General features: G+C 62.1%; 22 protein-coding genes. All 22 read right to left on the bottom strand.

Going from position 1 to position 26616, the window contains the following annotated elements:
- Positions 1–223: 223 nt before the first annotated feature.
- Positions 224–610 (bottom strand): flagellar export chaperone FliS, encoded by a 387-nt coding sequence (fliS, locus tag DNK34_RS07180; protein WP_131174024.1) that lies wholly within the window; start codon positions 608–610, stop codon positions 224–226.
- Positions 611–2026 carry a flagellar filament capping protein FliD gene (gene fliD / locus DNK34_RS07175; protein WP_131174023.1) on the bottom strand — a complete coding sequence of 472 codons (1416 nt, stop codon included), beginning with the start codon at positions 2024–2026 and terminating at the stop codon, positions 611–613. It lies immediately after the preceding gene.
- Positions 2027–2178: 152 nt separating this feature from the next.
- The gene (locus DNK34_RS07170; protein ID WP_131174022.1) at positions 2179–2544 is read right to left on the bottom strand and encodes a flagellar protein FlaG; all 366 of its coding nucleotides are present in this window, start codon (positions 2542–2544) and stop codon (positions 2179–2181) included.
- Between the two features lie 82 nt (positions 2545–2626).
- The gene (locus DNK34_RS07165; RefSeq protein ID WP_131174021.1) at positions 2627–3823 is read right to left on the bottom strand and encodes a flagellin; all 1197 of its coding nucleotides are present in this window, start codon (positions 3821–3823) and stop codon (positions 2627–2629) included.
- Positions 3824–4227: 404 nt separating this feature from the next.
- Positions 4228–7749: a glycosyltransferase gene (locus DNK34_RS07160; RefSeq protein ID WP_411269293.1), complete on the bottom strand. Its 3522-nt coding sequence runs from the start codon at positions 7747–7749 to the stop codon at positions 4228–4230.
- 61 nt (positions 7750–7810) lie between these two features.
- Positions 7811–9637, bottom strand: a complete 1827-nt coding sequence (locus DNK34_RS07155) for an FkbM family methyltransferase (protein WP_131174020.1) — start codon at positions 9635–9637, stop codon at positions 7811–7813.
- Complete coding sequence (locus DNK34_RS07150) at positions 9637–11529, bottom strand: class I SAM-dependent methyltransferase (protein WP_131174019.1); 1893 nt, start codon at positions 11527–11529, stop codon at positions 9637–9639. The genes DNK34_RS07155 and DNK34_RS07150 overlap by 1 nt, the downstream gene beginning before the upstream one ends.
- A 7-nt stretch (positions 11530–11536) precedes the next feature.
- The gene (locus tag DNK34_RS07145) at positions 11537–12772 is read right to left on the bottom strand and encodes an FkbM family methyltransferase (protein ID WP_242675159.1); all 1236 of its coding nucleotides are present in this window, start codon (positions 12770–12772) and stop codon (positions 11537–11539) included.
- A 3-nt stretch (positions 12773–12775) separates the two neighbouring features.
- Positions 12776–13399 (bottom strand): DapH/DapD/GlmU-related protein, encoded by a 624-nt coding sequence (locus tag DNK34_RS07140; RefSeq protein ID WP_131174018.1) that lies wholly within the window; start codon positions 13397–13399, stop codon positions 12776–12778.
- Complete coding sequence (locus DNK34_RS07135) at positions 13389–14438, bottom strand: aromatic ring-hydroxylating oxygenase subunit alpha (RefSeq protein ID WP_207401583.1); 1050 nt, start codon at positions 14436–14438, stop codon at positions 13389–13391. The genes DNK34_RS07140 and DNK34_RS07135 overlap by 11 nt, the downstream gene beginning before the upstream one ends.
- A 108-nt stretch (positions 14439–14546) precedes the next feature.
- Positions 14547–15194, bottom strand: coding sequence for an acetyltransferase (locus DNK34_RS07130; RefSeq protein ID WP_131174016.1), 648 nt, complete (start codon positions 15192–15194; stop codon positions 14547–14549).
- A complete protein-coding gene (locus tag DNK34_RS07125) occupies positions 15191–15925 on the bottom strand; it encodes an SDR family NAD(P)-dependent oxidoreductase (RefSeq protein ID WP_131174015.1) in 735 nt (244 codons plus the stop codon). The genes DNK34_RS07130 and DNK34_RS07125 overlap by 4 nt, the downstream gene beginning before the upstream one ends.
- Positions 15922–16692 carry an SDR family NAD(P)-dependent oxidoreductase gene (locus DNK34_RS07120; RefSeq protein WP_131174014.1) on the bottom strand — a complete coding sequence of 257 codons (771 nt, stop codon included), beginning with the start codon at positions 16690–16692 and terminating at the stop codon, positions 15922–15924. The genes DNK34_RS07125 and DNK34_RS07120 overlap by 4 nt, the downstream gene beginning before the upstream one ends.
- 1 nt (position 16693) lies before the next feature.
- Positions 16694–17734, bottom strand: a complete 1041-nt coding sequence (locus tag DNK34_RS07115) for a ketoacyl-ACP synthase III (protein ID WP_131174013.1) — start codon at positions 17732–17734, stop codon at positions 16694–16696.
- Positions 17735–17736: 2 nt separating this feature from the next.
- Complete coding sequence (locus DNK34_RS07110) at positions 17737–17961, bottom strand: acyl carrier protein (protein ID WP_131174012.1); 225 nt, start codon at positions 17959–17961, stop codon at positions 17737–17739.
- Positions 17962–18028: 67 nt separating this feature from the next.
- Positions 18029–19144: a DegT/DnrJ/EryC1/StrS family aminotransferase gene (locus DNK34_RS07105; protein ID WP_131174011.1), complete on the bottom strand. Its 1116-nt coding sequence runs from the start codon at positions 19142–19144 to the stop codon at positions 18029–18031.
- 194 nt (positions 19145–19338) lie between these two features.
- Positions 19339–20583: a flagellar hook-associated protein FlgL gene (flgL, locus tag DNK34_RS07100; protein ID WP_131174010.1), complete on the bottom strand. Its 1245-nt coding sequence runs from the start codon at positions 20581–20583 to the stop codon at positions 19339–19341.
- 105 nt (positions 20584–20688) lie between these two features.
- Entirely contained in the window at positions 20689–22728 is a 2040-nt protein-coding gene (gene flgK / locus DNK34_RS07095) for a flagellar hook-associated protein FlgK (protein WP_131174009.1), read from the bottom strand.
- Between the two features lie 9 nt (positions 22729–22737).
- Complete coding sequence (flgJ, locus tag DNK34_RS07090) at positions 22738–23943, bottom strand: flagellar assembly peptidoglycan hydrolase FlgJ (RefSeq protein ID WP_131174008.1); 1206 nt, start codon at positions 23941–23943, stop codon at positions 22738–22740.
- 13 nt (positions 23944–23956) lie between these two features.
- Positions 23957–25054, bottom strand: coding sequence for a flagellar basal body P-ring protein FlgI (locus DNK34_RS07085; protein WP_131174007.1), 1098 nt, complete (start codon positions 25052–25054; stop codon positions 23957–23959).
- Positions 25055–25066: 12 nt separating this feature from the next.
- Positions 25067–25762 (bottom strand): flagellar basal body L-ring protein FlgH, encoded by a 696-nt coding sequence (gene flgH, locus DNK34_RS07080; protein ID WP_131174006.1) that lies wholly within the window; start codon positions 25760–25762, stop codon positions 25067–25069.
- Positions 25763–25824: 62 nt separating this feature from the next.
- Positions 25825–26610 (bottom strand): flagellar basal-body rod protein FlgG, encoded by a 786-nt coding sequence (flgG, locus tag DNK34_RS07075; RefSeq protein ID WP_131174005.1) that lies wholly within the window; start codon positions 26608–26610, stop codon positions 25825–25827.
- Between the last annotated feature and the right edge of the window lie 6 nt (positions 26611–26616).

The following is a 26616-nucleotide window of genomic DNA, read 5'->3' as shown; positions in this document are numbered from 1 at the left end:
ATCGGCATGGCAGGCGTGAGCTTTAGTGGGGATCAATTATAAATGCAGGGCTTGAAGCCGACCTGAACGGCAATGAAGCCAAGCCTGCAGATAGCTGATTTACAACCAGCCGAGTAGGAGCGTCGCCCTCGGCGCGACTGGAATGCAGCCATTACGCATAATGGTGTCACAGCCACTAATCGCGGCGGGGGCGCCGCTCCTACAGAGAGAGAACACCAGGGAGTTACTTTGCGGCTGGCTCGACTTCAGGGCCAATCACCTTCCAGGCATCACGGATCTGCGTCAGCAGATCCTGCACCTCTTCCAGCCGGCGCGGCGTATTGTCCAACGCCACACCCACCAGGCGACGGTTCATGTAATCGTAGAGATCGTCGAGATTCTGCGCCAACTCGCCACCCAGTTCCTTATCCAGGCTCGATTGCAGGACCGCGATGATGGAAATGGTGGTGCCCACCGCCTCGCCGCGCAGCCCGGGATTGCCCTGCTGCTGCGCCAGCAGTGCCAGGGAAATGCGCTCGATGGCACCATCGAGCAGGAGCTGCACCGCCTGGTAAGGCGTGACCTCCTGACTGGTCTTGACGCTTTTGTAGGTATCGATTGGCTTGTTCATTTATTTGCTCTTCTTAACCACGCCGGGCAGGTTGCTCAATGCCTGGTCGAGTTGGCTACTGGTATTGTTCAGTTGCCCCACCAGGGCGTCCATGGCATTGAACTGGGCGAGCAGTCGCGTCTGCATCTGCTCCACACGCAGGTTCAGCTTCTCTTTCTGCTTGTCGATATCGGTCAGCGTGCTTTGCAAGGCCTTCTGACGCTGCTCGATGATGCCGCCCGTCTGAATAAAGCCATCGATGCGCTTGTCGACCCGACTCATCAAACCGGTTTCGCCGGTAAAGAAGGCACCGACGGCCTCGAAATTATCCTTGATTACCGCATCGAGCTTGGTGTCGTCGATCGTGAGCTTGCCATCGTTTTGCGTGGTAATGCCCATATCCGCCAACACTCGGATGCCATCCGAACCCGAGGCATTGACCAGCTCGGTACGAATGCTACTCAGCAGGCTACGTACCGTGGCATCACCTACCAGACCGCCCGTCACGGGCGCCGCGTCATCGCTGACCTTGGTCACCGCGGTGAGCTGGTTACTGGTGGTAATCAGCTTGTTGTAGGCATCGACGAACTTGGTGACAGCCGCTTTCACGCCGCTCGTGTCCTGCCCCACCTTGAGGGTCAGGGGCTTGCCGGCCTCGGTCTTGGCCAACAGGTCGAAACTGACGTCGGCAATGGCATCGGTCACCTTGTTGGTGGCACTGCTCAGCGCCAGCCCGTCAATGGTGAACTCGGCATTGGCAGCCTTGACGATATAGCCGGCGGCGTCCGCGCTGCTCGCATCGAGTGCGGTGCGGCCATCGGCATCAAGCACGGCAAGATCGCCCGTGCCAGAAACGATTACGTCCTTGCCGGTGCCGGTTTCGCTGCCGCTGAATACCAGGCGCGCCTTGCCGGTTGCCGGGTCGTTGATGGTATTGACCGTCACGCCCTTGTCCTTCAGGCCCTCATTCAGCTGATCACGGATACTGGCCAGATCGGAACCGGCGGCAATCCTGACCTCGACACCGACATCATCCTCGCCCAGCTTCACCGTGATGACCTGCTCCGCATCACCACTGGAAAAGCTGCTGGACTGGGCAGCCGTTGCCACCTTGCTGCCTACCGCCAGGCTGTTGACTTCAATCTGATAACTCGCCGCAGTCGCGGTTTTACCGGCAGTGGCGGTCAGCGCCGAGGCGTTGGACGAAGTAGCCGTACGCTTCTCGAACAACGCAGCGCTGTTCAGATCCTTCATGGCGGTCTGAAACTCGCTCAGCGCGCCCTTCAGGGTGCCAAGCGCCGTGAACTTGGTGGTGGTCGTCGCGGAAAGGCGAGACAGCTGCGATTCCTTGGGCGCCTTTTCGGCATTGACCATGGCAGTGACCATATCGGATATGTTCAAGCCAGAATTCAGGCCACTGAGCGTTGTAATCGCCATGCTGTTTACCTCGTCATCGATTTGACGTTTTGTGCTTAAAAACACAACCCTTCAAAAAATATGCCACTCGAACGAGCCCCAATACGAACCGCTGAAACCGTTTGCACGGACAGGCCGCTCAGCGAGCGGCACATGCAAACGAACGGACAGCCCTAGGCCTCTGCCTTGAACAACAAACTGCGCACTTCTTCCAGACTTTCGGCCAGCCGTAGCGCTTCCTCGGAGGGCAACTGACGGATCACATCACCTGACGTGCTGTCGGTGACCTTGATCACCATCCGCCCCGTGGAGTCATCCAGGCTGAAGTTGAGATCGCGCCGAATGGTCTGCATGAAGTTCTGGATCGACGTAACCGCCTGCTCGACCGGTTCACGAGACACATCGGCAGGAGCAGCGGCAGGCACTGGCCGTGGCTTATCCTCGATAGTGGCGATCCTCGCCACCACAGGCTCCTGGGCAGGCACGCTTGCTGCCTTGGTATGTCCCCTTACCAGCGAATTGCCTATTCCAATATCCATTTCCTTTTACCTCGCAAAGGCAAAACGGGGAGAAGCGCAAAGCACTTCCCCCCGCAGTCTATAGCAGACTAACCGTTTCAGTTTACTGCAGGAGGCTGAGCACCGCCTGCGGCAACTGGTTGGCCTGGGCCAGGATCGCGGTGCCGGCCTGTTGCAGAATCTGGTTTTTGCTCAGATTCGCGGTTTCAGCAGCGAAGTCGGTGTCCTGGATTCGACCACGAGCAGCCGATACGTTCTCAGCGATGTTCTGCAGGTTGGAAATGGTGTTCTCGAAGCGGTTCTGCACCGCACCCAGTTCGGCGCGTTGGGAGTCGATGGACTTGATCGCCTCGTCAATGGCCTGTACCGCAATCTGGGCACCTTTTGCAGTGCTCAGGTCGATATCGCTGATCCTGGTGGAGCTCGCATCTCCAGTAGCGGTACCCGTGACGGTGCCACCAGTGAAGCCAGCACCACTCGTCTGGGTCACGCTGGTGAACTCGAATGCGGACTCGCCGGCAGTCGTACCTTCCTTCGCCACGATGGTGATATCGCCACTGGTTTCGTCAACGAAGGCACCCACACCGGAGTTGGTATCGTTGATGGCGGCAGCGATCTTCTGGTTGATCTGCACATCGCTATCGCCCCTGGCGTATTTCGCATCGACGGTGTACTCCTTGCCGCCTACCGCGAAACTGACCTGCACACCACCACTGGCAGCGGCACCGGTCGCAGGGGCAGTAGCAGCATCGGCCGACGAAGCAGCAATGGTGGTTTCGTAGTGGGTCGACTCGAGCGACTTCGAGCTCATTTCGCCAATGGAGACGCTGATGATCTCGTTTGCAGCAGCGCCCACCTGGAAGCTGGTAGTGCCGAAGCTACCATCGAGCAACTGACGACCACCGAAGGTGGTGGTGTTGCTGATACGATCCAGCTCTTTCTTCAGCTGGGTGACTTCATCGTTCAGCGCGGTACGCTCGGATTCGCTGTTGGAACCGTTGGCAGCCTGCAGGGACAGGTCACGCATACGCTGCAGGATGTTGGTCGACTGCTGCAGAGCGCCTTCAGCGGTCTGCGCCATGGAAATGCCGTCGTTGGAGTTCTTCACCGCAACGTTCAGACCACTGACCTGGCTGCCCAGACGGTTGGAGATCTGCAGGCCGGCGGCATCGTCCTTGGCGCTGTTGATACGGCTACCGGTGGACAGACGCTGCAGGGAGGTGGCCAGCGCATTGGAGGAAGAGTTCAGGTTACGCTGAGTGTTGAGCGACGCAATGTTGGTGTTGACGGTAAGAGCCATGATGTTTTGCCTCCAATGGGCGGGGTACTAAAGGTAGCCTGGTTGTGCGAGCGCTCGGGTCATCGCCTTGCTCAGGCACCCAGTTACTTCGCATTCGTAGTCTTTATCGACGCTGGATCAGCAATCTTTAGAGGGAAGGCTCAATTTTTTTGCAAGCCCTGAACATCCCCTCTGCGCCGGGCCGACCCGAGCCCGTGCACCCTCCTTATCGGCCCGCAGCGGTTTTTCTGTAGTGTCGAGGGACAGAGAGTGCAAGCCCTAGCAGCAGAGGCAGCCACGACGATCGGCCGGCATCCAGGCGCACACGGGCTCTGCGCCATCGAAGGGGTGTTCTGCGTGGGCGCCAGGCCCTGCACCGGGCGCTCCGCCGCGACGCCGGAGCAGGACGCTCCGGCCTTCTCCAGTCAATCCGGCAACCAGGCCTTGCGCCAGGCTTGCACGCTGCTCCCGTCCAGCATCCAGTCGCGCCGAACCTTGGCGCGCAGTTCATCGCCTATCCTGGCGGTGGCATCGAGGTCACCGATATGCGCACGGATGGCGTCGACCCAATCCCTGAAGCGATTCTTCACCCGGGTCACCGGCAGATCATCCCCCTGGTAACAGCGTACGTCGGAGCAAATGACCGGGAAACCGCAGACCCCGTACTCCAACAGACGCAGGTTGCTCTTGCAGTCGTTGAACAGGTTCTGTTCCAGCGGCGCGAGGGCCAGATCCAGATTCAGGCTGGCGAGCAGCGCCGGGTACTGATGGATCGGCACCCCGCCATGGAACTCGTGCACGTAGGGCCTGAGCTTGTCCGGACACATGCCGAAGAACACCCATTCGACCTCACCCGCCAGCTCCTTGATCACATCCACGATCAACTCCAGATCGCCGGTGTGCCCGACACCACCGGCCCAGCCGACACGCGGTTTGGCACCCACGCGCCGCTCGCTGCTCAGCTCCGCCCACCAGCCGACCGGCAGGCGGTTCCGGACGACCCGGATCTCGCCGTGCAACCCCGCGAAGGCCTCGGCCAGTGGCTCGGTGGAGACGACGAAGCGATCGACGTAGCTCAGCCCGCGGCGCAGGCTGCGCACGATATCCTTGGGCATGTGCAGCCGGTGGATACTCTTGAGCGGCAGGTTCGGCAGATAGTCGTCCAGCTCGAAGACCCGGAAAGCCGTCGAGAACGCCTTCATCCGGCGCATGGCCTCCAGCTCCTCGTCTTCCACCTGCCGCTGCAGCACGATCACGTCCGGCGCGAAGCGGGCCAGCTCCACCGGCGACAAGGTGCCCATGGAGAGCACACCCTCGAGTTCTCCCGCATCGCGCATGGCGTTGAACGGCTGGATCATCCGGTAATGGCCGCACCCCTGTCGATCCGCGTAACGGGCCAACACCACCGGCAACGGACGCCAGGATTGCAACGGCCGCCAGGACAGTTGCGGATCGGCCAGCTTGAAGCCCTGCTCGGCCTGCACGCTGAACCCCGGGTTATAGGCCGGATCGCGGGCCAGGGCCGGCAACCAGCGCGCATACATCGCGTCATCCTGCTCCACGCTCGAGGCGCGCGGCTCGGCGGCGTCCATCAACACCTGCACCCGTGGCGTCCAGACGTTCAGATAGCCCGCCTGCTGCAGCCGCAGACACAGATCCACGTCCTTCCAGGGCGCCAGCAGCGGGCTCTCGTCGAAGCCGTCCAACTGCAGGAACAGCTCGCGCAATACCATCAGGCACTCGCCGCTGACGGCCGAGTAGTTCTGATCGACCTGCAAGCGCTGCATGTAACCGGCATCGTCGAACGAAGCACCCTCGAAGGCGCGTCCGGCCGGGCCACGCAGGCCAAGCAACCAGCCCGCGTGGTGGATCCGCCCATCGGCCGCCAGCAACTTACCGCCCACGGCCCCGACCTCAGGACGCATCCCGTGGTTGAGCAACTGCTGCAGCCAGCCCTGGCCCAGGATTCCGGCCCCGTCCCCCAGCCACAGGAGGAAGTCGCCACGCGCCTGCCGTGCGGCCTGGTTGCAGATCGCGGCTTCCGACAGCCCGGCATCGAAGCGCATCACCTGCAACTGCTCCGTCCCCAGCGCTTCCACACCGGCCAGCCAGTCGCAGACCTGCGCAGCGGTGTTGCCATGGTCGAGCAGCAGTACTTCGTAATTGGTGTAGTCGGTGTTTTCCAGCAGGGTTTCCATGCAGCGCTGGATCTGCGGCAGACGATCCTTGACCACGATCAGGATGCTCACCGAACCCTGTTGCGCGTGCCCATAGTCCAGCTCGTAGCGACCCGGCAGATGGCTGTCCACCCTGGCCTGCTCATACCCCCGCGCACGCAGGTGCCGTTCGATCACGGCCCGCTCTTGCGGGCTATCCTGCAGAGCGAAGGCATCGCTGCTCAGCAGCGTCTCGCTGATATGGCCGATGCAGCCCAGGCCGCCGGTCTCGATCAGGCGCAACTGGTACTCCAGTTCGAACGCAGCGCCGCAGTCGGCGGCAAAACCACCCTGTGCCACAAAAGCATCGCGGCGCAGCAGCCAGTGCCTGGAAAGACCGGCCGGAAAGCTGAGCAACAGATCCAGATTCAGATCCGGACGCAGGGCCAGGCCATGCTCGCCATCGTCCATGCGCATCAGTTCGTCGGCGTAAACGGCCCGACAGTCTTCCGGCGCCTCGAGCAAATCCAGTGCGGTGATCAGCAGACCGCTGGTCGTGAACTCGACCCCGGCCTCCACCACCAGCAGCCAGTCAGCCTCGCTGGAGGCCGCCGCGCCATTGAGCGCCGCCACCTCCTGCCCTGTCACCAGTGGCAATACCTCGCACCGCGCCTCGAGGCCCGGCAACGCCAGTGGTGAAAAAACCCGGACTTCCAGATTGCGGTAGAGGTTCCTGCTTTCCAGGCTGGCCAGCGTTCGCTCGACGAGCTGCGGATCGGCTTGCCGATCGAGCAGCATGATGCCGAAACGGGGCCCGCCGCCGGCACTGCGCAGACGCGAATCGATCAGCGTTTTCTGTACCTCTCTTGGCCAACGCTCACCCTGCCAGGCGAACAGCGGCACGCCGCCCAGCCCCCCAGCCCGCTGGATGGCGGACAGCAGGTTGACCGACTTGAATACCCGCGCCTTGAGCTGGGTGATCGGCGCTACCCGGACGAAACGGTTATCGCCCGAACCGCGATACCAGCCGAGGTCGCGCACCGCTTTGCGGAAGTCGGCGTGCCCCTTTTCCCCGATGCCCAGCTGGTCACGGCCGGCCTGACTGAACTGCGACGTGGAAACCCGGAAGTTGGTCAGGGGCCGGGACAGAAAGGCCAGGTTGCCACGCTGCAACAGCTTGGCATACAGCGCCAGGTCGCCGACCCAGTGGATCAGCGTGCCGTTGAGCGACATCAACTGGTCGGCGATCTGCAGCAGGTCTTCCCGCTTCGCCAGTACGCAACTCGGCTCACCGATGAAATTGATGGTGTGGTCGCCAAGGAAGGAAACCAGCTCCTTGCCATCGATCACCACATCGCTGGCAAAGGGAAAACAGGTATGCAGGATATCCGCCAGCGGCTCGCCCTCCTCACCTATCCGCCGGCGCCGCGACGAAGCCAGCGCGATATCGGGCTCGCGTTCCATCACCGTCACCAGTTCGGCAACGCAGTCGGGCTCCAATACATCGTCGTCGTGCAGGAACTTGATGTACCGACCCTCGGCCAGCCGGATGGCCTTGGCCGTGCTGCCGAGCTCACCAAGGCGCTTCTCGTTCCTGACATAACGAATGGGGAACGAGGTCCCTTGCCGCTTCTGCTCGATCAGTTGGGCAATGCGTTCGTCAGGGCTGTCATCACAGATGACCAGTTCCAGGTCAAAGTAGGACTGATTCAGGACGCTATCGAGAGCGGCCTCGAAATACTGGAATTTGTAGGTCGGCATGACGATGCTGACGACAATATCTGCGCTCACGGTATCGATCACCTTGAAGTCTGAAACCTATTTCGATTCCCCGGCGTTATCGCCTGGAGCATCAGGATAGGGAAGTATTGATGAACACAGCATCGATGACTCGGCAAAACCCCTTGGCATCCACACTCGCGGACAGGCAGGTATGCAGTATGAAACCGTGCCGCTGGAGAAACTCGAACAGTTCACGACAGCTATAGGAGCCCTCGAACCGCTCGATGACGGGAACCTCGAGCATCAGGTACTTGATCCTTTTCAAGGACTCGACCCCGCCTCGGAGGGCTTCCAGCTCATGTCCCCCCGTGTCGATTTTCAACAGTATGGGATAACCAATCCCCTGGAGGGTCGGAAAAATGGCATCCAGGCGCCGCAGAGCAACGGGTAGCGGGGTGATCCTTTCGTTACCGGTATCGCGCAACGCACTGCTTTTCAGCAAGGAGGTCAGGATGGGCATGTCCTCTCTGTAGTTGATGATAGCCTCCTCATCCTGACTGGACAGTCCGACGGCTAGATACTGACTACTGCTGAACCCGGCTCGCAGTTCCTCGATGCGCTCCCGGAAAATCGTCACCGGCTCGATGAAGACCACATGTTCAGGGCTCAGGTTACGGTATAAATCCGGCGTACCATTGGCCACTCCGACATCGATGATGGTGTGCACATCCTCCAGCCCCTGAAGATTCCTCCACTTAACGAACCCCGTACCGCCCGCTTGCAGCCCGACCTTCGATTCGCCCACATAGCCTGTCCACAGCGCTATGGATGACGCATCCGAGGCTGGCACCGCAGAGGTCGAGTGCCAGGCTGCGACGGTGTCTTCATCGAGCAGATCCTGCATCCAGGCCCGGGCCGATGGGCCGAAGAGCGCCAGGCAGCGCAAGCGGCCGGCATATTGCTCATTCAGGTGGGTACTCAACGCCTGCAGCGCGCGCTCGGTCGCGTCAACCCATACATATCGCCAAGGTCCCCTGGGCAGTGCCGGGCTCCCGCACAACGGCGAGGACGGCTCTACATCGGGACACAGATCGCGCCAGGCCAGCACCCGGAATCGCTGTGCCAGTTCAGCCATCAGCTCCACCGCAACCCCCGAACCGAAATGCTCGATGATCAACAACCCGGCCCGATCAGGATGAGCTTCGATCCAGCATTGGAGCAGTCGATTGATTTCTGCGGGTTTGAAGCCGTAATGAAGAAACCAGCCCATCCCCCACTCCAGCCCCTTCCAGGGCGGCGGCAGACGCACTACCGGTACGGATTTCAGGCCCAGCGCCAAAGCGATGGCCAGACGATGGGCACCGTTGAGGATTCTTCCTTCCCCGTCCACCGGGATCGCGCACGCCTCCTGGAGACCCTCGGCCCTGATCGACTCGATCAGGGCGATAAAGCTGCGTTCATAGTCTTCGAGGCACGTTTTGCCCAAGGACTCCGGCTCTCGCCCGTTGGTACGCTGAAGAATATGCCGACGATAGAGAGCACGCGCAGCGTCGGCCTGATCGCCTGTCGGATTCAAGTAAGCCCGCACGTAAAGGAGCTTTACCGCAATATCCAGGCGATCCGCCTGCCAGAGTGACAGCGGCGACACATACTCGACAGCGCCGGGGACGGCATACAGGGCCGCCGCCTCGAAGGTTGCACAAGGGCTGCCCAGCGCACATGCCGTTGCATACGCCTGCCTGGCCCTCTCAGGGCTCTGCAGGCGCTGCAGACGCGCCATCTCCAGATGCCACTGGGCGTTTTCCGGCTCCAGCTCGATAGCCTGGCTCAAGTAGCGCTCTGCCTGTGCAAGGCTCTGTCGCCCCATCAGCGAAATCGCCCGGTTGGCATACTCGGCCGCCAGGTTGCTCCGAATCCGTTGCGGGTGCGGCACGTCACTTGCGGACTGAAGGCTCATCAACACGGCCCCTCTTTCGCAAGGACATAGAAACCGCGTTCGATGATGCCATCATCCTTCAACCGCCCGCAGAAGCGCACATCGAACCCCTCGTCGAGGAAGTAACGCACGTTGCGAAAGAAATCCTTGTCATTGGTATCCAGGCGATTGCTCTCCAGAACCAATAGGCCGCCCGGCCGCAGCAAACCGTACAGGGTTCGCGCATAGTCGCCAGGTGTCATACCGATCCACACATGCACCGCGAAGGAAAGCACCATATCGAAGGTGCGTCCCTGGTTGTGCAAGGAAAAATCCTCGAAACTCTCGCACTCGAAATGGCAGTTGCCGATCTCGCGAACACTGGCAATCTGCCGGGCCACGTCGATCAACAGTGGGTTGTTGTCGAAGCCGTAATAGCTGTGGATCCGTGTCGAGAGCGCCAGACCGAACATGCCGATGTTGCAACCGATATCCAGCACCCGGGCATGGGCTGGTAGCCAGGCCTGCAACTGATACGCCTCGATGCGCTGCAGGGTGGGACGCTGGCCCGGAACCCCCCAGGCTTCATGCGCCTGGTACAACTCGCCTCGGCCGAATTGCTGAGGCTGGGCCTTGATCCTTGCCTGAATCTCGTGCAGGCAACGCGACCATCGCTCATCGGCGGCCTCGACAGGAGCCTGTGGGGCCTGCCCGATCGACGTATCGGCCGCCTCCAGGGCAGCCACACGCTGGCGCAACAGCCCGCCGCCAGAACGCTCGAAAGCCTCTATCCAGAAGTTGCGCTGCCACAGTTTGAACTTGGAGTAATCCCACCAGGTGTCCAAAAGCTCACGCCCATGGTCTGGCGCCAGCGCGGGCAGTCGGGGAATACGGGGAGCAGCCTGTTCGGGATCGAGGATCCGATGCCAGAACGAGGGAGCGAGAAGCTCCTGGAAATGCACCTGCAGATAGTGTCCCGAGCGCGCGCGCTCACCCGGCCATGCCAGTGGAACCAGCGGCTCATGCAGCCAATGCACGGTTTTGCCGAAGAACTCGGCCTCCTGCAGAACCCCGGACGAAATAGCGATCAGCTCAACGTTGGAGGTCGAGCACAACACCTGGTAACTGTTGTTCGGGCACGGTGCAATGGGCCGGTCGATGATCGACGCCAGCGATTGCAACTCTTGCGCGGCAAAACCGTCATCGTACGGATGCGGCTTGTACAGCACCCGATAGCCTGGTCGGGAACGGACAATAGCGCGCAGGCGCTCGGTGAAATCCTCACAGCGCAGGTGCCGCCCCGAGGAACCGATGATGGCGGCATCGAATGACGTTTGCCCGATGAAAATCAGGGTATCGCCCAGGTCCTGCGCATAGGTTCCCCGTCGATCCAGCTCCCAACGCTGTTTAAGCGCCGAAGCCGACATCGCCGTTGCTTCCAGCGCCACTTCCTCGGGCAGAACCCCCTGCGGCTCGATACGCTCATAGAGCGCCGCGCAGTTGGTATCGATGGCGACATAGAAATCACGTGCAAAGCGCAGCGGAGAAATGCGCAGGTCCAGATAGTCGATCGCGTACTCGTTGCACCAGGCTTTGAACCAGGCCGGCATTTCCACCGCCAGCAGCAACGTGCCCGGCGCGATGCAGGTACGCAAATAGGCTCCGGCAGGCTCGGGAAGGGAGAAATTCAATTGCTCCCAGGACGAATGTTCCTCGTCATACGCCAGGCGTGTGAACTCCGCCCAGTCGAATCGCTGCCCGCCATATTCGACCAGACGTGTCGGCAGCCCGGCCCCGGGCTCGAACAAGGGCGCCTGTCGTACGCCCTGCCGTATGGGCTCGCCGACCAGTGTCAGCAGAGGCACGGGGAAAGCCCCCAGCAACTCCGCGGGCCGAACCAGATCCTCAACGCAGGCAATGCAATTCCACTTCATCGTCGACTCAATAAAAATAGAGACAGGTATCCCAGCGATCCGGGGTATGGTGCCGCAGCCCGACCTTGTAATCCGGGTTCAAGGCCAGAACGTAGCCCGTCAGATCCAGCAGATCGGTCGAGCGGTGATAAGCGGAGATGGCCAGTTTGGGCGCGTGCTCGCTGATGGTCTTGCGGGCGCCCTTGAGTGCGGCCAGTTCATAACCCTCGATATCCATTTTGATGAAGGTCGGCACGTCATCGATGATTTCATCGATGGGGCGAACCTCGATCAGGTCGGCGACATCGTAAGTGTCATCGGCCGGCCTGACGAAGCCGCCATGACCGCCCTCGTGATTGAACGGCACCTGGCAACTGGTTTCACCCACGCCACAGTCATGCAAAGTGATCCGCGATGCCAAGGGCGTGCCCTCGTAGCGACGCAGCACGTTCTGCAACGTCTGCTGATTGATACGATCCGGCTCGATCATCCAGGAGCGTTCGAAGCGCCCCTTGGTGACACCGACCAGCCCGGCCAGGGACTCACCGATCGAGGCGCCACAATCCACCATGCTTTCCGCATCGGAAAACTGCAGTAACCCCGAGCGAAAGTACAGGGTGGAATAAGGCCGCTCCACTTCGTGGTAGTACTCGGGCTCGCAGGCCAGGTGGAAATTCAGGACGGCGTGCAAGGTCCGGACCGAATAGTCGTCGGCCATGCGCCCGGCCAATGCCTGTAGCGCCGGAATGTTGCGAATGATCTCGGGCCCCCAGTCATCGACTCGGTAATCGACCCGGCCCTGCAGTCGAAAAGCGCGAACCGTCTGCTCGAAGTTGAGATGAGGGATGCCGTGCGCCCGACAGATGCTATCGAAGAAGCGCTTGGGGCGGTCGTAACGGCAGGTGTTGACGGCGACCAGATCGCCCTGTTGCCTGGCCAGCTCGAGAAACTTGTCCGTCGAGATGATCGGCAAGCCGTAATACAGCGCCCCGGAGTGGTAACGGAAGTCATCAACCGCCGCAATGACCTCACCGTTTCGCTCACCCTTCACGCTCATCAGGTGCGAGCCGAAGCCGTTGGTTCCAAGAATGACGACCCTGGTCGCAGCCCCGTGCCGGGCCAGGACATCGCGCACGTCCCGCGGCACACCGAACATCGGGTCGGAAGCCAGAGCATTGGCGGCGGCCAGGAAAACGTCGCCCATGGCCTGGGGATCGACGTTGTTCTTGCCTTGAATGTCCGTGACCGCGAGGCGACTCACCATGTTTCAGGCTCCATAGGTATGAATGGGTTCGTCATAACGGCAATCGAACACCGTCCTGTTCGGCACGTCGCGCTCGTAGAGACGCGGCCAGGCCAACTCGCAGCCGTGGCCGACCTTGACACCGGCGCGAATCGAGGCCCCCATGCGGATCGTGCAATGGGCGCCGAGTTCGACGGCCGCCCCTAGCTGTACGCCGTTCTCGATCCAGCACGAAGACATTATTTTCCCGCCGGCGCCGATATGCACACCCGCATGGATCACGCTGTTGTCATCGATGCGGGTGCCATGACCGATCACGGCCAGTGGCCCCACGAACACATTCATGCCAATGCTCACGCCGGCCCCGACCACCGCGCTCGGGTGGATGAATGCCTCCAGCTTGAAGCCCCGCGCCATGGCCGCCTGCATGAGTTCCATGCGCTTGAAGTTGCCGAAACGCTCGTCGAAGGCGACGAACATGTCGCCGTCGGCAGGATTCAGGCTGTCGATCACAGCGAGATCGAAGCTGTAATCGGCGTATTGGAGAATTTCGATCCTTTCCAGCGACTGCTGCGGACGCGCCTGTTTCCAGGCCTGGAAAGCCTGCTCCAGGTAGGCGCTGGCGCCCACGACCCACTTAGATGCCATGCTCGGTCTCCATCAGGGTCGTATACCAACGCTCGACCAATCGATTCATCGATTCGTAGGCGCCCTGGGTCGGCACGGGCGCATCGTCGTGCAATGCCGACTGCACCCGCTCCATGACCTCGATATCCTCCCCCACGACCAACTTGCTGCCATGCATCTGCGCCAACAGCACTTGCTGGGAAAACCCATAAGACTGCTTCTTGCGGGCGGAGAACCAGTAGATCTCCAGATCCGTGCGATCAGGCGCCACTGGAATATGATGTTCCAGCGTGAAGGAAAAACCACCATTGGCGCTGGCGATGTGCAGATTGGGAAAGGCCAGCCAGTTGTAGTAGGAATCCTGGCTACCCCAGCGCTCCACCAGTTCATGCCAGCCGAAGTGCCGCAGATCGGTGATGGGCGCACTGGCGCCGCCATGACTGAAGCGACGCATTTCACGGCGCAACGCGGTCGGGTGGCTATCCGGCAGCGGCTCGGTGGATTCCGCGAGCCTGGCCTCGTTCACCTGTGCAACGAACCTGACCGTTTTCGCCAGGGTCTTGGGATGGACGAACCTCGGGTGGTTGCCATCGCGCAGGTTTTCGTAGGCCAGCTTCCAGTTGTAGCGGCCGTGCCAGGTGGTCACCATCACTTCAGTGTCGTAAGAGCTGGAACTGCTTTCCAGTAGCTGGAGGAATTCAGGTGAAAACTGCTCCTCGAACGGGAGCGGATGTTCATCCAGGTTGACGAACAGCACATTGCCCACTGCCCGCAGCGCGAACTCGCGCAGTTTCAACCCTTGTTTCTGCGCCTCGGAAAACCGGTAGATGGCATCGCAGTCGGGGATATTGTCGACCTGCCCCTCCTGGTTGTAACGCCAGGCGTGATAGGGACAGACCAAGGGCCGCCGCCCTACCGGCTCGCTTTGAAGCAGCGCGCTGTGATGCAGGCAGACGTTCTCGAAGGCACGCAGCTCGCCGTGGAAGTTCTGTATGACCAGCGGAATGCCGGCGATCTTGCGGGTGATGAACGCGTTGTGCCCGGACAGCAGGGTTTTCAATCCCGCGAACAACCAGACCTTGCGGAAGATCTTCCGCCGCTCACGGGCGAAGATCTCCGGGGACAGGTAATACTTGGGATGCATCCTGGAGCGCATCGACCACCTCGCTCAAACGGTCTGGGTCTGGAAGATGGGCCTGGCCGGGTTACCGAACACCGAGGTTCCGTCGGCTACATGCTTGATCACCACAGACCCGGCCCCAACGATGGCGCCTTCGCCGATGCGGATGCCGGGCAGAATGGTGGCGTGCGGGTGCACCGTGGCGAAGTCGCCTATGCAGGCACCGCCACCGATGAAGGTCATGGCGCCTATCTGTGCGTAGTGACCGACACGCACGTCATGCCCGAGCATGCTGTTGCTATGGACGTTGCTGAAATCCCCCAGCCAGACATCCGGGCTGAGCTGAACACGATGACAGAGAAAGCAGCCCTGGCCGATATGCACGCGAGGATTCATGTAGGCCCCGGTCAAGACGGAAATGAATCGCGCCCCCTTGTCCAGCAGCGGGCGCGCATAATGCGCGCGCGCTCGCGGATCGCCGATGGCGCAGACGAAATGGTCGTCGCGCTGCGGTTGGTAAGTCTCGGGACTGCCGACGATAGGCACGTCGCACCCCAGGCCGTCGAGAATGTGGGAACGGTTATCGAGGAAGCCGCCAATGTGCCATGTCGTTTCGCATGCCGGGTCGCCCTGCATCTGCGCCAACACCTCACGCCCCCAGCCTCCCGCGCCGATGATGAACACGGGATAGGTCATAGGATCGACCCGCCATCCATCACCAGGCTGGTGCCGGTGACCCAGCGGCTGGCATCGGCCAACAGGTACACCGCCGCGTTGGCCACGTCACGCGGCTCGCCCAGCCCCAGCGGGTGACGGGCCTTCTGCGCTTCGAGCTGATCCTGCCCCCAGATCGGCGTCACCACCGCCGACGGTGAAATGCCATTGACCCGAACCTTGTGCTTGGCCTGCTCCAGGGCCAGGCACTTGATGATGCCGACAAGCCCGGCTTTCATCGCCGAATAGGGGCCAACGCCACGCGTGCCGAGGTGCGCGGCGGTAGACAGCATGAAGATGATCGATCCCTGCGCCGCGATGGCATTGGCCTGCAGCAGCCGCTGGGTGAGCATGACCGGCGCGAGGAAGTTGGCGCTGTATATGTCCGTCATCGCCTGCTCGGTCAACTGCCGTATGGGGCAATGCTTCTGTATGCCGGCACAATGCACGACGCCATTGAATTTCACATCGGCCAGCAGCAGGCGTTCACGCTCCCGCGCCTCGGTGAGATCGGCCAGCACACTGATATGCCCCTCGCCCGGGAGCAGCTCATGGGTGGCCTGCAGACGCTCGGCATCGCGCCCGGTCAGCACGATACGAGCGCCGCGCTCGGCGCAGGAAATGGCGATCTGCTTGCCCAGCCCCGACGAGGCGCCAGTGACCAGGATGGTCTTGCCCTCGAGCGAGAAGGCCTTGTATGCGGGATTGCTCATGCGTAGATATCCATGGGAACGGTCAACCCGCCATCCACGATGAAATAGTTGCGGGTGATCCAGCGACTGGCGTCAGCCAGCAGGAATACCGCGGCATGCGCGATGTCCTCCGGCTCCCCCATGCCCAGCGGCGTCAGGTCGAACAGGCCGTCCATATTGCCGCCACTGCCCTGCAACCCGTCCAGCAACGGGGTGCGCACATAGCCCGGGGCGATGCAGTTGGCGCGGATGTTCTGCTTGGCCACTTCCATCCCGAGCGAACGCACCATGCCCAGCAAGGCACTCTTGCTGGCCGCATAAGCGCTACTGGCCATGGGGCCTATGTGGGACGCCACCGAGGCAATGAACAAAATGGAGCCACCGGCCGCCATCCGCTTCTTGGCCAGCAGCCCCTTGGTCAGCAACATCGGCGCGAAGGTATTGCTGGCGAACATCTCATCCAGGTGGGCCCGGTTGATCAAGCGCAGCGGCACCAGTTTGGACATACCGGCGGCGTGAACGACCCCGTTCAACAGGCCCGCCTCCGCCACGAGGCGATCGATATCCTCCTGCTTGCCGAGATCGGCCACGACCTGCGTGTGCCCCTGATCCGGCAACGCTGAAAGCGTGGCCTGCAGGCGGGTCATGTCCCGTCCGCTGATGACCAGCTGCGCGCCCATCTGCGCGCAGCTAATGGCGATCTGTCGGCCGATGCCGGATGAGGCGCCGGTGACAAGAATGCGCTTGCCCTCCAGGCTGAAGGCATCCGCGGAGGTCGCATCACTCATTTCATGCCTCGATCAGATCCGGGAAGATGGCATTCTCGATATCCACCAGGGCAGTGCCCCAGGAAAGACCGATGCCGAAGCCGGACAGCACGACGCGGTTGCGCCCCGTTTCCAGCTCCTTGTTGATCCGCGCGGTCATGGTCACGGGCAGGGACGCCCCGCTGCTGTTACCGAAGTCCCGCAGGGTCGAGGGCACCTTCTCCTGCGGCAGGCCCAACTTCTTGCGAATGGTCTCGTTGATCATGCGGTTGGCCTGGTGGAAGATGAAGTAGTCCACTTCGTCCTTGCTCGCCCTCGCATAGTCGAGCAGCTTTTCCACCGCCGGCGGTACGCGTTGAGTCGAGAAACTCAAGACCGCAGGGCCATCGAGCACCAGGTCGGTGGCACGGTGCCAATGGTCGTTTTCGTCCTCGCGGAACGGCACCAGGTGCTGGATGCCAATCGGGTCACGGTGGCCACCGACCGGCAGGATGATGGCCTTGTAGCCACTGCCATCGCTGTTCAGGTCGAAGTACATGGGCGCGGCACCTTCGCTGAACTCAAGCGCCGTGGCGGTGCCCGCATCGGAGAAGATCGGGTCATCCAGGCGGGCACTGCGGTCACCCACCAGCAGCAGCGCTTTTTTCACGCCGCCACCGGCGATCATCGAGCCGACCAGATGAATGCCGAACGGGTAGGCCGAACAGCCCAGATTGACGTCGAAGGCGATGGTGGCATTGGATAGGCCGAGCCGATCCTGCAGGATGATCGCGGTTGACGGGATCAGGTAGTCCGGCGACTGGGTCATGACGATCAGCGCATCGATCTCTTCACGCTTCCACGCCAGTTGTTCCAGCAGTTTCTCCGTGGCCTCGAAGGCCAGGTCGGAGAAACATTGCCACTTCGGCGCCATTCGCCGCGTCTCGATGCCGATGTTGCGCACCAGGCGCTCACGCTCGGAGCGCAGCTGGGGCCGGCAATCGGTCAAATTGGAAACCACGCGCTTGGGCACACAGGTCGCCATACCGGCAAAACGCACGTTTCTCAGCGTGGAGGTCGCCATGGTTACAGCCCTGTCAGCTTGTAGAGCTCGCCCACACTGCTGATTTTATGCAGATCATCGCCCGTGATGGTCTTGCCGTACTCCATGTCGAACATGACGATGACGCCCAGCGCGGCGAGCGAATCCCACTCGGGCAGATCGAGCAGCAAGGTATCCATGGTCACTTCAACGGGATTTTGAAAGTCGGTCGCGGAAAGGAAGTTTTCGATGAATTGCTCTTGGCTCATGAAGGTGTTCCCTGGGGTTGGCTGTTGTTGAACATATCGGCCGATATGAACTGAAACTTGAGACGGGTCACGCCTGGCCGGCGTGGGCGATCAACTGCACGACCCGTTCGATCTCGGCCTTGCCAAGTGTCGGATAGATCGGCAGGCAAAGCACCTTCGCCGCCACGGATCGCGCGACGGGCAAGCTTGCCGGTGCAGCGGAAGGCAAGCCGCTGTACATGGGGAAATCGCTGATCAACGGGTAAAAATAACGGCGTACGAGAACATCATGGTCGCGCAGGTAATGGTGCAACTCATCACGCGACAATGAAAAGCCCTCCTCGACAAAAACCGGGAAATACGCATGGTTGGCAAATGCCTGGGGGCCTGGCGCCAGGCAGCGTATGCCCGCGACGCCGGCCAGCAGCTCCCGATAGAGCCCGTCTATCTCCCGCCGCCGTAGCAAGGCATGGTCGACATGCTTGAGCTGCAGGAGCCCGAACGCGGCGCTCACCTCGTTCAACTTGCCGTTGATCCCGGGCATGATCACCGTGACTTCGTCGAGGAAACCGAAATTCTTCAGGTGATCGATGCGCTGCTTGGTCGCCTCGTCCGGACAGATGATCGCCCCGCCCTCGAAGGTATTGAAGACCTTGGTCGCATGAAAGCTCAGAACGCTGAGGTCACCGTGACGCAGGATGCTCCCGCCCTCGTCACGCACGGCGAAGGCGTGGGCGGCGTCGTAGATGACCTTCAGGTTGTAGGTCTCGGCAATACGCTGGATCTCGGTCACCGCACAGGGATTGCCGTAGCAATGCACGGGCATGATCGCCGTGGTTCGCGGCGTGATGGCCGCCTCGATTCTATCCGGGTCAAGGTTCAAGGTGACCGGGTCGATATCCACGAACACCGGCCGCAGGCCGTTCCAGCTGAGGGCATGGCTGGTGGCGACGAAGGAATAAGGCGTGGTGATGACCTCCCCCGTCACCCTCAGGCTTTGCAGCGCGGTAAGAAGGGCCAGGGTGCCATTGGCGAACAGCGAGATGTGCTTGACACCCAGGTACTCACACAGCGCCTGCTCGAGCGCCTGGTGCATGGCCCCGCCATTGGTGAGGAAACGGCTCTTCCAGATCTCCTCGAGGTAGGGGATGAATTCGTCGAGAGGCGGTAGCAGCGGGCTTGTGACCGGGATAGGAGTGGCCATAGCAGAATCTCTGTCAGATGCATTGGATCGACCGATGAACCTACGCCGACCGGCTCAAGGGGATAGCCAATGGTAACTGGCCAGACATCGAACTCGTCTATTTCTTGGCGCCTTCCTGAGTATATGCAAAAGCTTCGCCAGGGAAGCTCGAGACAGGCCGGGCGGGAACCGGCCTGTGGAAGCACCTGAAACCTTTACAGCTTATTGAACAGGTTCAGGCTACTGATCTTCACGTAGCTCTGCTGGGCGGCCTCGAGGATCAGCGTCTGGAATGACAGGCGCGAGAGCGCCTCCGGGTAGTCCAGTTCGCGCAGTTCGGCCTGGACGGACTTGTTGACCAGGGCCACGTCCTCGTTGTCGGTCAGGGTGCTCTCGATGATATTCAGGCGCGCGCCGATTTCCCCGCGTGTGCTGTCGATGGTGATACTGGCGCTGGCCAGGTTGGTGATGGCCTCGGCAACGGCATCGCGCACCGCCAGATTGCCCTCGGGCGTCGCCGGCGATTCCTCCAGGGCTTTCCGCAGGTTGGCAATGGTGTCGAGCACGCCCTGCTTCTGCCTCTGCGGATCGGCCGTGACGGTAACGCTGTCACCGCTGGCCGGAACGCCATCGAAGTTGATGACCACGCCCCGGAAAACCAGCTTGTCCGGAGAATTCACATTCTCGTCCATCGAGCCGCTGGCCAACGCGGGCGTCGTGGTGCCGGCGGCGAATACCTCATAGCTGTTGGCGTCGGGGTTACCGAAGACGATATCGATGCCGCCCTCGGGAAAAGCCGGCGTACCGGTAAATGCCACCTCGTCCTGCACCAGCGGCGTCGAGGCCCGTAGCGTCGACCCCGGCTGGCTGCTGAGCACGGCGTCGAGGCGCCCGGCATTGGTGACGTTCTGGAATACCTTCTTGCCGTTATCGCTGATCGCCAATTGCAGCGAGCTTGCCACCTCGAGTTTGCGTTGCCCTTCATCACCCTGGTAGGAATAGGTGCCGTCGGCGTTGCGCACGAAGGGCTCGGCCTTGCCCTGGAAACCGGAGAACAGGTACTCGCCACGGGCGTTCTTGGTGTTCATCAGCCCCAGCAGTTCCTCTTCGCGCTCACGCAGTTCGGCAGCGATGGAGTTCCGGTCTTCCGCGCTGAGGGCGCCGTTACCGGCCCTCACGGCCAGCTCCTGCACGCGCAACAGGACGGTGTTGACCGAATTCAGGGTGACCTCTTCCTGGTCCAGGCTGTTCTTCGCCGCGGTCAGGTTGTCGTTGTACTGGGTCAGCACGTTCTGTTGCTGCTCCAGCTGCAGCAGGCGCACCGAGGCCACCGGATCGTCGGCGGGCGTGAGGATGCGGTTGCCGGTACTGATCTGTTCCTGGGTACGAATGGCATTGGCGTAGTTGCGCTGCAGACCCTGAACGCCATTGTTGAAAGCCTGGATGGTGGAAATGCGCATGTGCTGCCTCTTCTGTCTGCCACGGCCTGGCGCCTGCCAGATGCCCCATCCCTGCGGGGATGAGGAAGCTATTGGTCGCGCGGCCATACCGCGCTGTGGAACCGATTACCTGAACGTACCGATAAGGGTATCGAACAAGGAGCGCGCAACTTGAATGACCTGTGCCGAAGCATTGTAGTACTGCTCGAACTTGATCAGGTTGGCCGCCTCTTCGTCCAGGTTGACCGCCGACAATGAATCGCGGTTGTCCTGGGCCTGCTTGAGGATGGCCGTGGTCGCCTCGCTGTCCTGCCGCGCCTGGGCCGTCAAGGTACCGACGCGCTCGATCAGGTCGCCATAGCTGTCGGTGAGGGTGGAACCGGTACCGATACCGCTCACACTGCTATCGACCCCCACGACCTGCTTGCTCTGCAACCCCACCAGCTTGAGCGCGTTACGGTTGTCCGATACGCCGTTCTGGTTGAAGGCGATGTCGAAACGGTCACCATTTTCCGGACGACCGCTCAGGCTCATCCGCACGGTCGTGCCGTCGGCCAGTTGCAACGCATAGTTATTCTGCTGCCCCGGCTCGAAGAGCGGCGACGGCGCAGGCGTGATCGGCTCTCCCTTGGCGTCGACCCGTGTCAGCGTGGCGCCGGCCGGCAGGCCGGAGAAGCCCCCCGTGGCCGCGTCATAGGTCAGGGTCAGCGGCGGAAAGGCGGCCTGCAGGGCTGCGATGTCTATGTTCGCGCCAGTGGACTGCAGCTCGGGCTGGCTGATCACGCCATTGCCCTTGTTCTGCAGATTGGCCTCGGCCCGTACGGGGGCGGCGAAGGCCAGTTGATCGGCCTGATCGAGCACCGTGGAAATGGTCGACGCCCCGATGCGGGTCGGCTGCAACTGGAACGTGTCGCCAGCGGCGGGGGCGGGCGTACCGACCACCACCTGGAAGCCCTGATCACGTCCGGCATCGTCCTGGAAGCTCAGCGTACCCGGCGGGTTCTGCACCACGGTCATGGCCTTGCCGTCGCTCAAGCGCCGCGCCGAGTAATTGGTGCCATCGAATTCCAGGCGATAGTCGCTGGTAGTCAGTACCGAGGTGTCGGTGATGTTGAGCAATGGCTGGGCGTTGCCGCTGTTACCCGACGAGCTGAGCACGCGCAAACGCGCCAGGGACGTCTCGTTGTAATCGCCGAACAAGGCCGTACCGACCTGCCCCTTGAGGTCGAGCCCCTGTCCCAGCTGACTGTTGACCTGGTCGCTGACCGCCAGGGCCAGACGCCCGAGGGAGTTGAAGGTGGTGTCCAGCACTTCCTCGCGATAGCGCAGGATGCCGCCCAACTCGCCGCCACTGATCTGCGAAGTGATGCCCTGGCGTGAATTGCCGATGACGAACTGCACTTCGGCCCGATTGGGGTCATTGGCGCCGGGCACCACTTCCAGGCGTCCCGCCGTGGAGCCGACGACCAGCGGTTGGCCCGAACCGATGAAGATGTTCTGCGAGCCATCGTCCTGCTGCACCACATTGACCCCGATGAAGGTCGACAACTGGCGTACGGCTTCGTCGCGGGCATCGAGCAGGTCGTTCGGCTGGCTGCCGTTGGACTGGGCGATGGCGATCGAGTTGTTGAGGCTGGCGATGGAGCCGGCCAGACGGTTGACCTGGTCGGCCACCGCGCTCATCTGCTTGTTGGCGAAGGTGTTCTGCTCGTTCAGGCGGTCGTAGACGGTGTTGAAACGCCGGCTCAGCCCTTCGGCCTCCGACAGCACCAGCTGCCGCGCCGGCAGGTTGGACGGGTCCTCGGCGGCGGTCTGCAGGGCCGAGAAGAACTTCTGCAGCGACGGGGTTATCCCCGTGGTGGTGCCCGCCAGCAGCGAATCCAGCTGATCGATCTGGCTCTTGTAGGCCGCCACATCGCTGCTCAGCGAAGTGCTGCTGCGCAACTGGGTATTGAGGAACTCGCTGTAGCTGCGGCGGATATCCACCAGGGTGGTGCCCGAACCGATATAGCCCGCCCCGCTGAACTGCGGGGTGCGGGTGGCCTGCACGGTATCCTGGCGACTGTAGCCCGGGGTGTTGATATTGCTGATGTTGTGGCCGGTGACCGCCAGCGACGTCTTGTTCGCCGACAGGCCCGACAGACCAATGCTCAATAAGTCAGCCATGGTTCATTCTCATCCCCGGTTGGGTGGCGTGCCAGCAGCGGCGATCATCTGATAGGTCGACATTTTCCGGGCGATCTGCGTCACCTTGCGGGCGTACTGCGGATCGGTGGCGTAGCCGGCCCTCTGCAGCTCACGGGCGAACTGCTCCGGATTGGCGGTCGAGTCCAGGGCCTTCTCGTAGCGGCCATTGTTCTGCAGGAAACTGACGTAATCCTCGAAGCTATGGGCAAAGGACTCGTAGGCGCGGAACGAGGCGGCTTCCTTGACGGCCTTGCCATCCCGGTATTCGGTGGTCATCACCTTGGCCGACTCGCCACTCCAGACATTGTGGGTCTTGATGCCGAACAGGTTGTGGCTGGTGGTGCCATCCTTCTGGCGGATGATCGACTTGCCCCAGCCGGTTTCCAGAGCGGCCTGGGCCACCAGGTAACGGGCATCGACACCGATCTTGCGGGCAGCCTGCTCGGCCATCGGCAGCATGGCGTCGATGAACTCCTGCGGGCTGCTGAAGGTGGTCTTCCCGGTACTGCCATTGATGCTCAGGCTGCGCTCGGCCGGTGCCGCATAAGCCTTGGCCGGCAACCAGTCGCCCTGCACCAGCGGCTTGCCGACCGCCGAGCCGGCAGGCGTGCCGGCCACGGTCGCCGCGCTGACCGGCTCGGCACCCGGCACGATGCCGGCCTGCACACGCGCCGCCAGCTTGCCCGGCAGCGACAGGCGGCGCTGGTTGATCAAGGACACGTCATTGCGGTCGCTGTCGACCTTGGCCAGGGACGCCGCCGAGGCGCCCGCCTCCACGGCCTCGCGCCTGGCCAGTGGCTTGCTCGGTGCGCTCGGCACCGGCGCATCGACCTGGGCGAAGGGGTTGGGTCGATCGCTGACCTCCTTCATCTTCGTCATCTGCCGGGCCAGCACGTCGGCCAGGCCGATACCGTTCTTGCTGCTGGACATGGTCACGGACAACTGCTGGTCGTACATGTCCTGGTAGGTCTTGCTCTCGTTGCTGTTCATGAAGTTGCCTTCACCGAACGCTTCGTTGGCCGAACGCATGGCCTTGAGCATTTCATTGAGGAACAGCGACTCGAACTCCTGCGCCACCTTGCGGATGTTCTGCTCGCTGTCGCCACCGACCTTGAACTGGTTGAGGCGATTGAGATCGGTGTAGGCGCCCGTGTCGGGGGTGCTGGTGCCTGCGGCCGAGAGTCGAGTATCCATGTCCCATGCCTCCTTAAATCACGATCAGGTCGGCCTGCAAGGCGCCGGCTTGCTTGAGCGCCTCCAGGATGGCCATCAGATCCGATGGCGCCGCGCCCACCTGATTCACCGCCCGTACGATCTCGTCCAGGGTGGTGCCCGGGCCGAACTTGAACATCGGCTTCATCTCTTCATCGGCGCCGACACGCGAGCGCGGCACGACCGCGGTCTGCCCGCCGGACAGCGCCCCGGGCTGGCTGACGATCGGGTCTTCGGTAATGGTCACGGTCAGGCTGCCATGGGTCACCGCCGCCGGCTGCACGCGCACGTTCTGGCCGATGACGATGGTGCCGGTGCGCGAGTTGATGATGACCTTGGCCACCGCCTGCCCCACTTCCACCTCGAGGTTTTCCAGAATCGACAGGTAGTCCACGCGCTGGCTCGGGTCGAGCGGCGCGCTGACCCGAATCGAGCCGCCATCCAGGGCCTGGGCCACGCCCGGGCCAAGCAGTTCGTTGATGTGATCGACGATGTTCTTCGCCGTGGTGAAATCCGGGCGGTTGAGGTTCAGGGTCAGGTAGTTGCCCTGGTCGAAACCACTGGGCACCGGGCGCTCGACGGTGGCGCCGCCGGGGATGCGACCGGCGGATGGCACGTTGACGGTGATGCGCGACCCATCGGCGCCGCTGGCATCGAAACCGCCGACCACCAGGTTGCCCTGGGCGACGGCATAGACGTTGCCATCGATGCCCTTGAGCGGCGTCATCAGCAGGCTGCCGCCGCGCAGGCTCTTGGCGTTACCGATCGAGGAGATGGTCACGTCGATGGTCTGCCCCGGCTTGGCGAAGGGCGGCAGATCGGCATGGATCGACACCGCCGCGACGTTCTTCAGCTGCACGTTGCCGCCCTCCGGCACCTTGATGCCGAACTGCGCCATCATGTTGTTGAAGGTCTGCACGGTGAAGGGCGTCTGGGTGGTCTGGTCGCCGCTGCCGTTGAGCCCCACCACCAGGCCGTAACCGATCAACTGGTTGCTGCGTACGCCCTGGATGCTGGCCAGATCCTTGAGTCGCTCGGCGTGAGCGGTGGTGGCCAGCAGCAAGGCGGCAACGGCGAGGATCCATTTACGCATAAGTCATCTACCTCAGAACGGCCACAGCGGGCTGATGAAGAAACGATCCAGCCACCCCGGCTGACTGGCATCGGCGAAGGCGCCGGTGCCGGAATAGGTGATACGGGCGTCGGCGATGCGCGTCGAGGCCACGGTGTTGTCGGTGGCCACGTCGTCGGCCCGGATCAGGCCAGCGATGCGCACCAGCTCGTCGCCGGTGTTGAGGGTCATCCATTTCTCGCCGCGCACGGCCAGAATGCCGTTGGGCAGCACTTCGGCCACGGTCACGGTGATCGAACCGGTCAGGCTGTTGCTCTGCCCGGCCTGGCCGGAGCCCTGGGTGTCGCGCTGGGCGCCGTATTCGGCGCCGAGGGACATGGGGTTGCCGGTCAGCGGATTGCTCGCCGACACGCCACCGCCAAACAGCGAGGTCAGACCGATATTGGCGCTGCTGTCCTTCTGGATCTGCGAACTGGCGTTCTTGCTGGCCTGGGTGCGCTCGTTCAGGGTGATGGTGATGACGTCGCCTACGCGGTAGGCCTTGCGGTCACCGAACAGGTTGTTCTCGAAGCCCGACTGATAGATCGAACCGTTGTTCTGCGCCGCCGGCAGCGGAGTACGCGGCAGCACGGGCGCATAGTACGGGTCGTTGGGCTTGGCGACGGGCGCCACGCAACCGCTGGACAGCACGGCAGCGAACAGAGAGAGCACACACACCAGGCGGTTCATAACCACTTACCTCACAGCGTTCTGGCACATCAAGGAGCCGGGTTCACGCCCGGCCCCGGTGGTTAAAGATTCTGCGTCACGAAGGACAGCATCTGGTCGGCCGTGGAGATGACTTTCGAGTTCATCTCGTAGGCGCGCTGGGTGGTGATCATGTTGACCATCTCCTCGACCACGCTGACGTTGGAGTTTTCCAGGGTGTTCTGCAGCGTGGTGCCCAGGCCGTTCAGGCCGGGCGTACCCACCTGCGGGGCGCCGCTGGCGGCGGTTTCCAGGAACAGGTTGTTGCCGATCGCTTCCAGGCCCGCCGGGTTGATGAAGTCGGCGATCTGCAGGTTGCCGATGACCTGCGGCTGCGGATTGCCGGTGGTGGTCACCGACGCCGTACCGTCCTCACCGACGGTGAAGGTGCGCACTTCGGCTGGCAGCACGATGGCCGGCTCCAGGGCGAAGCCCTGGGACGTCACCACCTGACCATCGGAATTCAGGTGGAAGCTGCCGTCGCGGGTATAGGACACCGTGCCATCGGGCATCAGCACCTGGAAGAAGCCACGGCCGTTGACCGCCAGGTCCATCGGCTGCTCGGTGGTCTGCAGGCTGCCGGCGGTGAAGATCTTCTGCGTGCCGACCACGCGCACACCGGTGCCGAGCTGCAGGCCGGACGGCAGCTGGCTGTCCTGGCTGGACTGGCCGCCGGGCTGACGGCGAATCTGGTAGAGCAGGTCCTCGAACTCGGCCCGATCACGCTTGAAGCCCGTGGTGGACACGTTGGCCAGGTTGTTGGAAATGGTGGTCAGGTTCATGTCCTGGGCGGACAGACCGGTCTTGCTGACCCACAGTGCCGGAAGCATGTCTAT

The organism is Phytopseudomonas dryadis (genome assembly GCF_004327355.1).
In the GTDB taxonomy this organism is placed as follows: domain Bacteria; phylum Pseudomonadota; class Gammaproteobacteria; order Pseudomonadales; family Pseudomonadaceae; genus Aquipseudomonas; species Aquipseudomonas dryadis.
Note: the sequence above shows the minus strand (reverse complement) of the source record. Positions and strands in the feature narration are given on the sequence as shown.

Bases quoted from the DNA above. Each gene is read 5' to 3' on its own strand.
- flgK (WP_131174009.1), bottom strand. From the start codon at position 22,728: ATGGCTGACTTATTGAGCATTGGTCTGTCGGGCCTGTCGGCGAACAAG.
- DNK34_RS07165 (WP_131174021.1), bottom strand. From the start codon at position 3,823: ATGGCTCTTACCGTCAACACCAACATTGCGTCGCTCAACACTCAGCGT.
- DNK34_RS07145 (WP_242675159.1), bottom strand. From the start codon at position 12,772: ATGGTGAGTCGCCTCGCGGTCACGGACATTCAAGGCAAGAACAACGTC.
- DNK34_RS07130 (WP_131174016.1), bottom strand. From the start codon at position 15,194: ATGACCTATCCCGTGTTCATCATCGGCGCGGGAGGCTGGGGGCGTGAG.
- flgJ (WP_131174008.1), bottom strand. From the start codon at position 23,943: ATGGATACTCGACTCTCGGCCGCAGGCACCAGCACCCCCGACACGGGC.
- flgH (WP_131174006.1), bottom strand. From the start codon at position 25,762: ATGAACCGCCTGGTGTGTGTGCTCTCTCTGTTCGCTGCCGTGCTGTCC.
- DNK34_RS07115 (WP_131174013.1), bottom strand. From the start codon at position 17,734: ATGGCGACCTCCACGCTGAGAAACGTGCGTTTTGCCGGTATGGCGACC.
- DNK34_RS07140 (WP_131174018.1), bottom strand. From the start codon at position 13,399: ATGGCATCTAAGTGGGTCGTGGGCGCCAGCGCCTACCTGGAGCAGGCT.
- DNK34_RS07120 (WP_131174014.1), bottom strand. From the start codon at position 16,692: ATGAGTGATGCGACCTCCGCGGATGCCTTCAGCCTGGAGGGCAAGCGC.
- DNK34_RS07105 (WP_131174011.1), bottom strand. From the start codon at position 19,144: ATGGCCACTCCTATCCCGGTCACAAGCCCGCTGCTACCGCCTCTCGAC.
- flgG (WP_131174005.1), bottom strand. From the start codon at position 26,610: ATGCTTCCGGCACTGTGGGTCAGCAAGACCGGTCTGTCCGCCCAGGAC.
- flgL (WP_131174010.1), bottom strand. From the start codon at position 20,583: ATGCGCATTTCCACCATCCAGGCTTTCAACAATGGCGTTCAGGGTCTG.
- DNK34_RS07085 (WP_131174007.1), bottom strand. From the start codon at position 25,054: ATGCGTAAATGGATCCTCGCCGTTGCCGCCTTGCTGCTGGCCACCACC.
- fliD (WP_131174023.1), bottom strand. From the start codon at position 2,026: ATGGCGATTACAACGCTCAGTGGCCTGAATTCTGGCTTGAACATATCC.
- DNK34_RS07155 (WP_131174020.1), bottom strand. From the start codon at position 9,637: ATGAGCCTTCAGTCCGCAAGTGACGTGCCGCACCCGCAACGGATTCGG.
- DNK34_RS07110 (WP_131174012.1), bottom strand. From the start codon at position 17,961: ATGAGCCAAGAGCAATTCATCGAAAACTTCCTTTCCGCGACCGACTTT.
- DNK34_RS07170 (WP_131174022.1), bottom strand. From the start codon at position 2,544: ATGGATATTGGAATAGGCAATTCGCTGGTAAGGGGACATACCAAGGCA.
- DNK34_RS07125 (WP_131174015.1), bottom strand. From the start codon at position 15,925: ATGAGCAATCCCGCATACAAGGCCTTCTCGCTCGAGGGCAAGACCATC.
- DNK34_RS07150 (WP_131174019.1), bottom strand. From the start codon at position 11,529: ATGAAGTGGAATTGCATTGCCTGCGTTGAGGATCTGGTTCGGCCCGCG.
- fliS (WP_131174024.1), bottom strand. From the start codon at position 610: ATGAACAAGCCAATCGATACCTACAAAAGCGTCAAGACCAGTCAGGAG.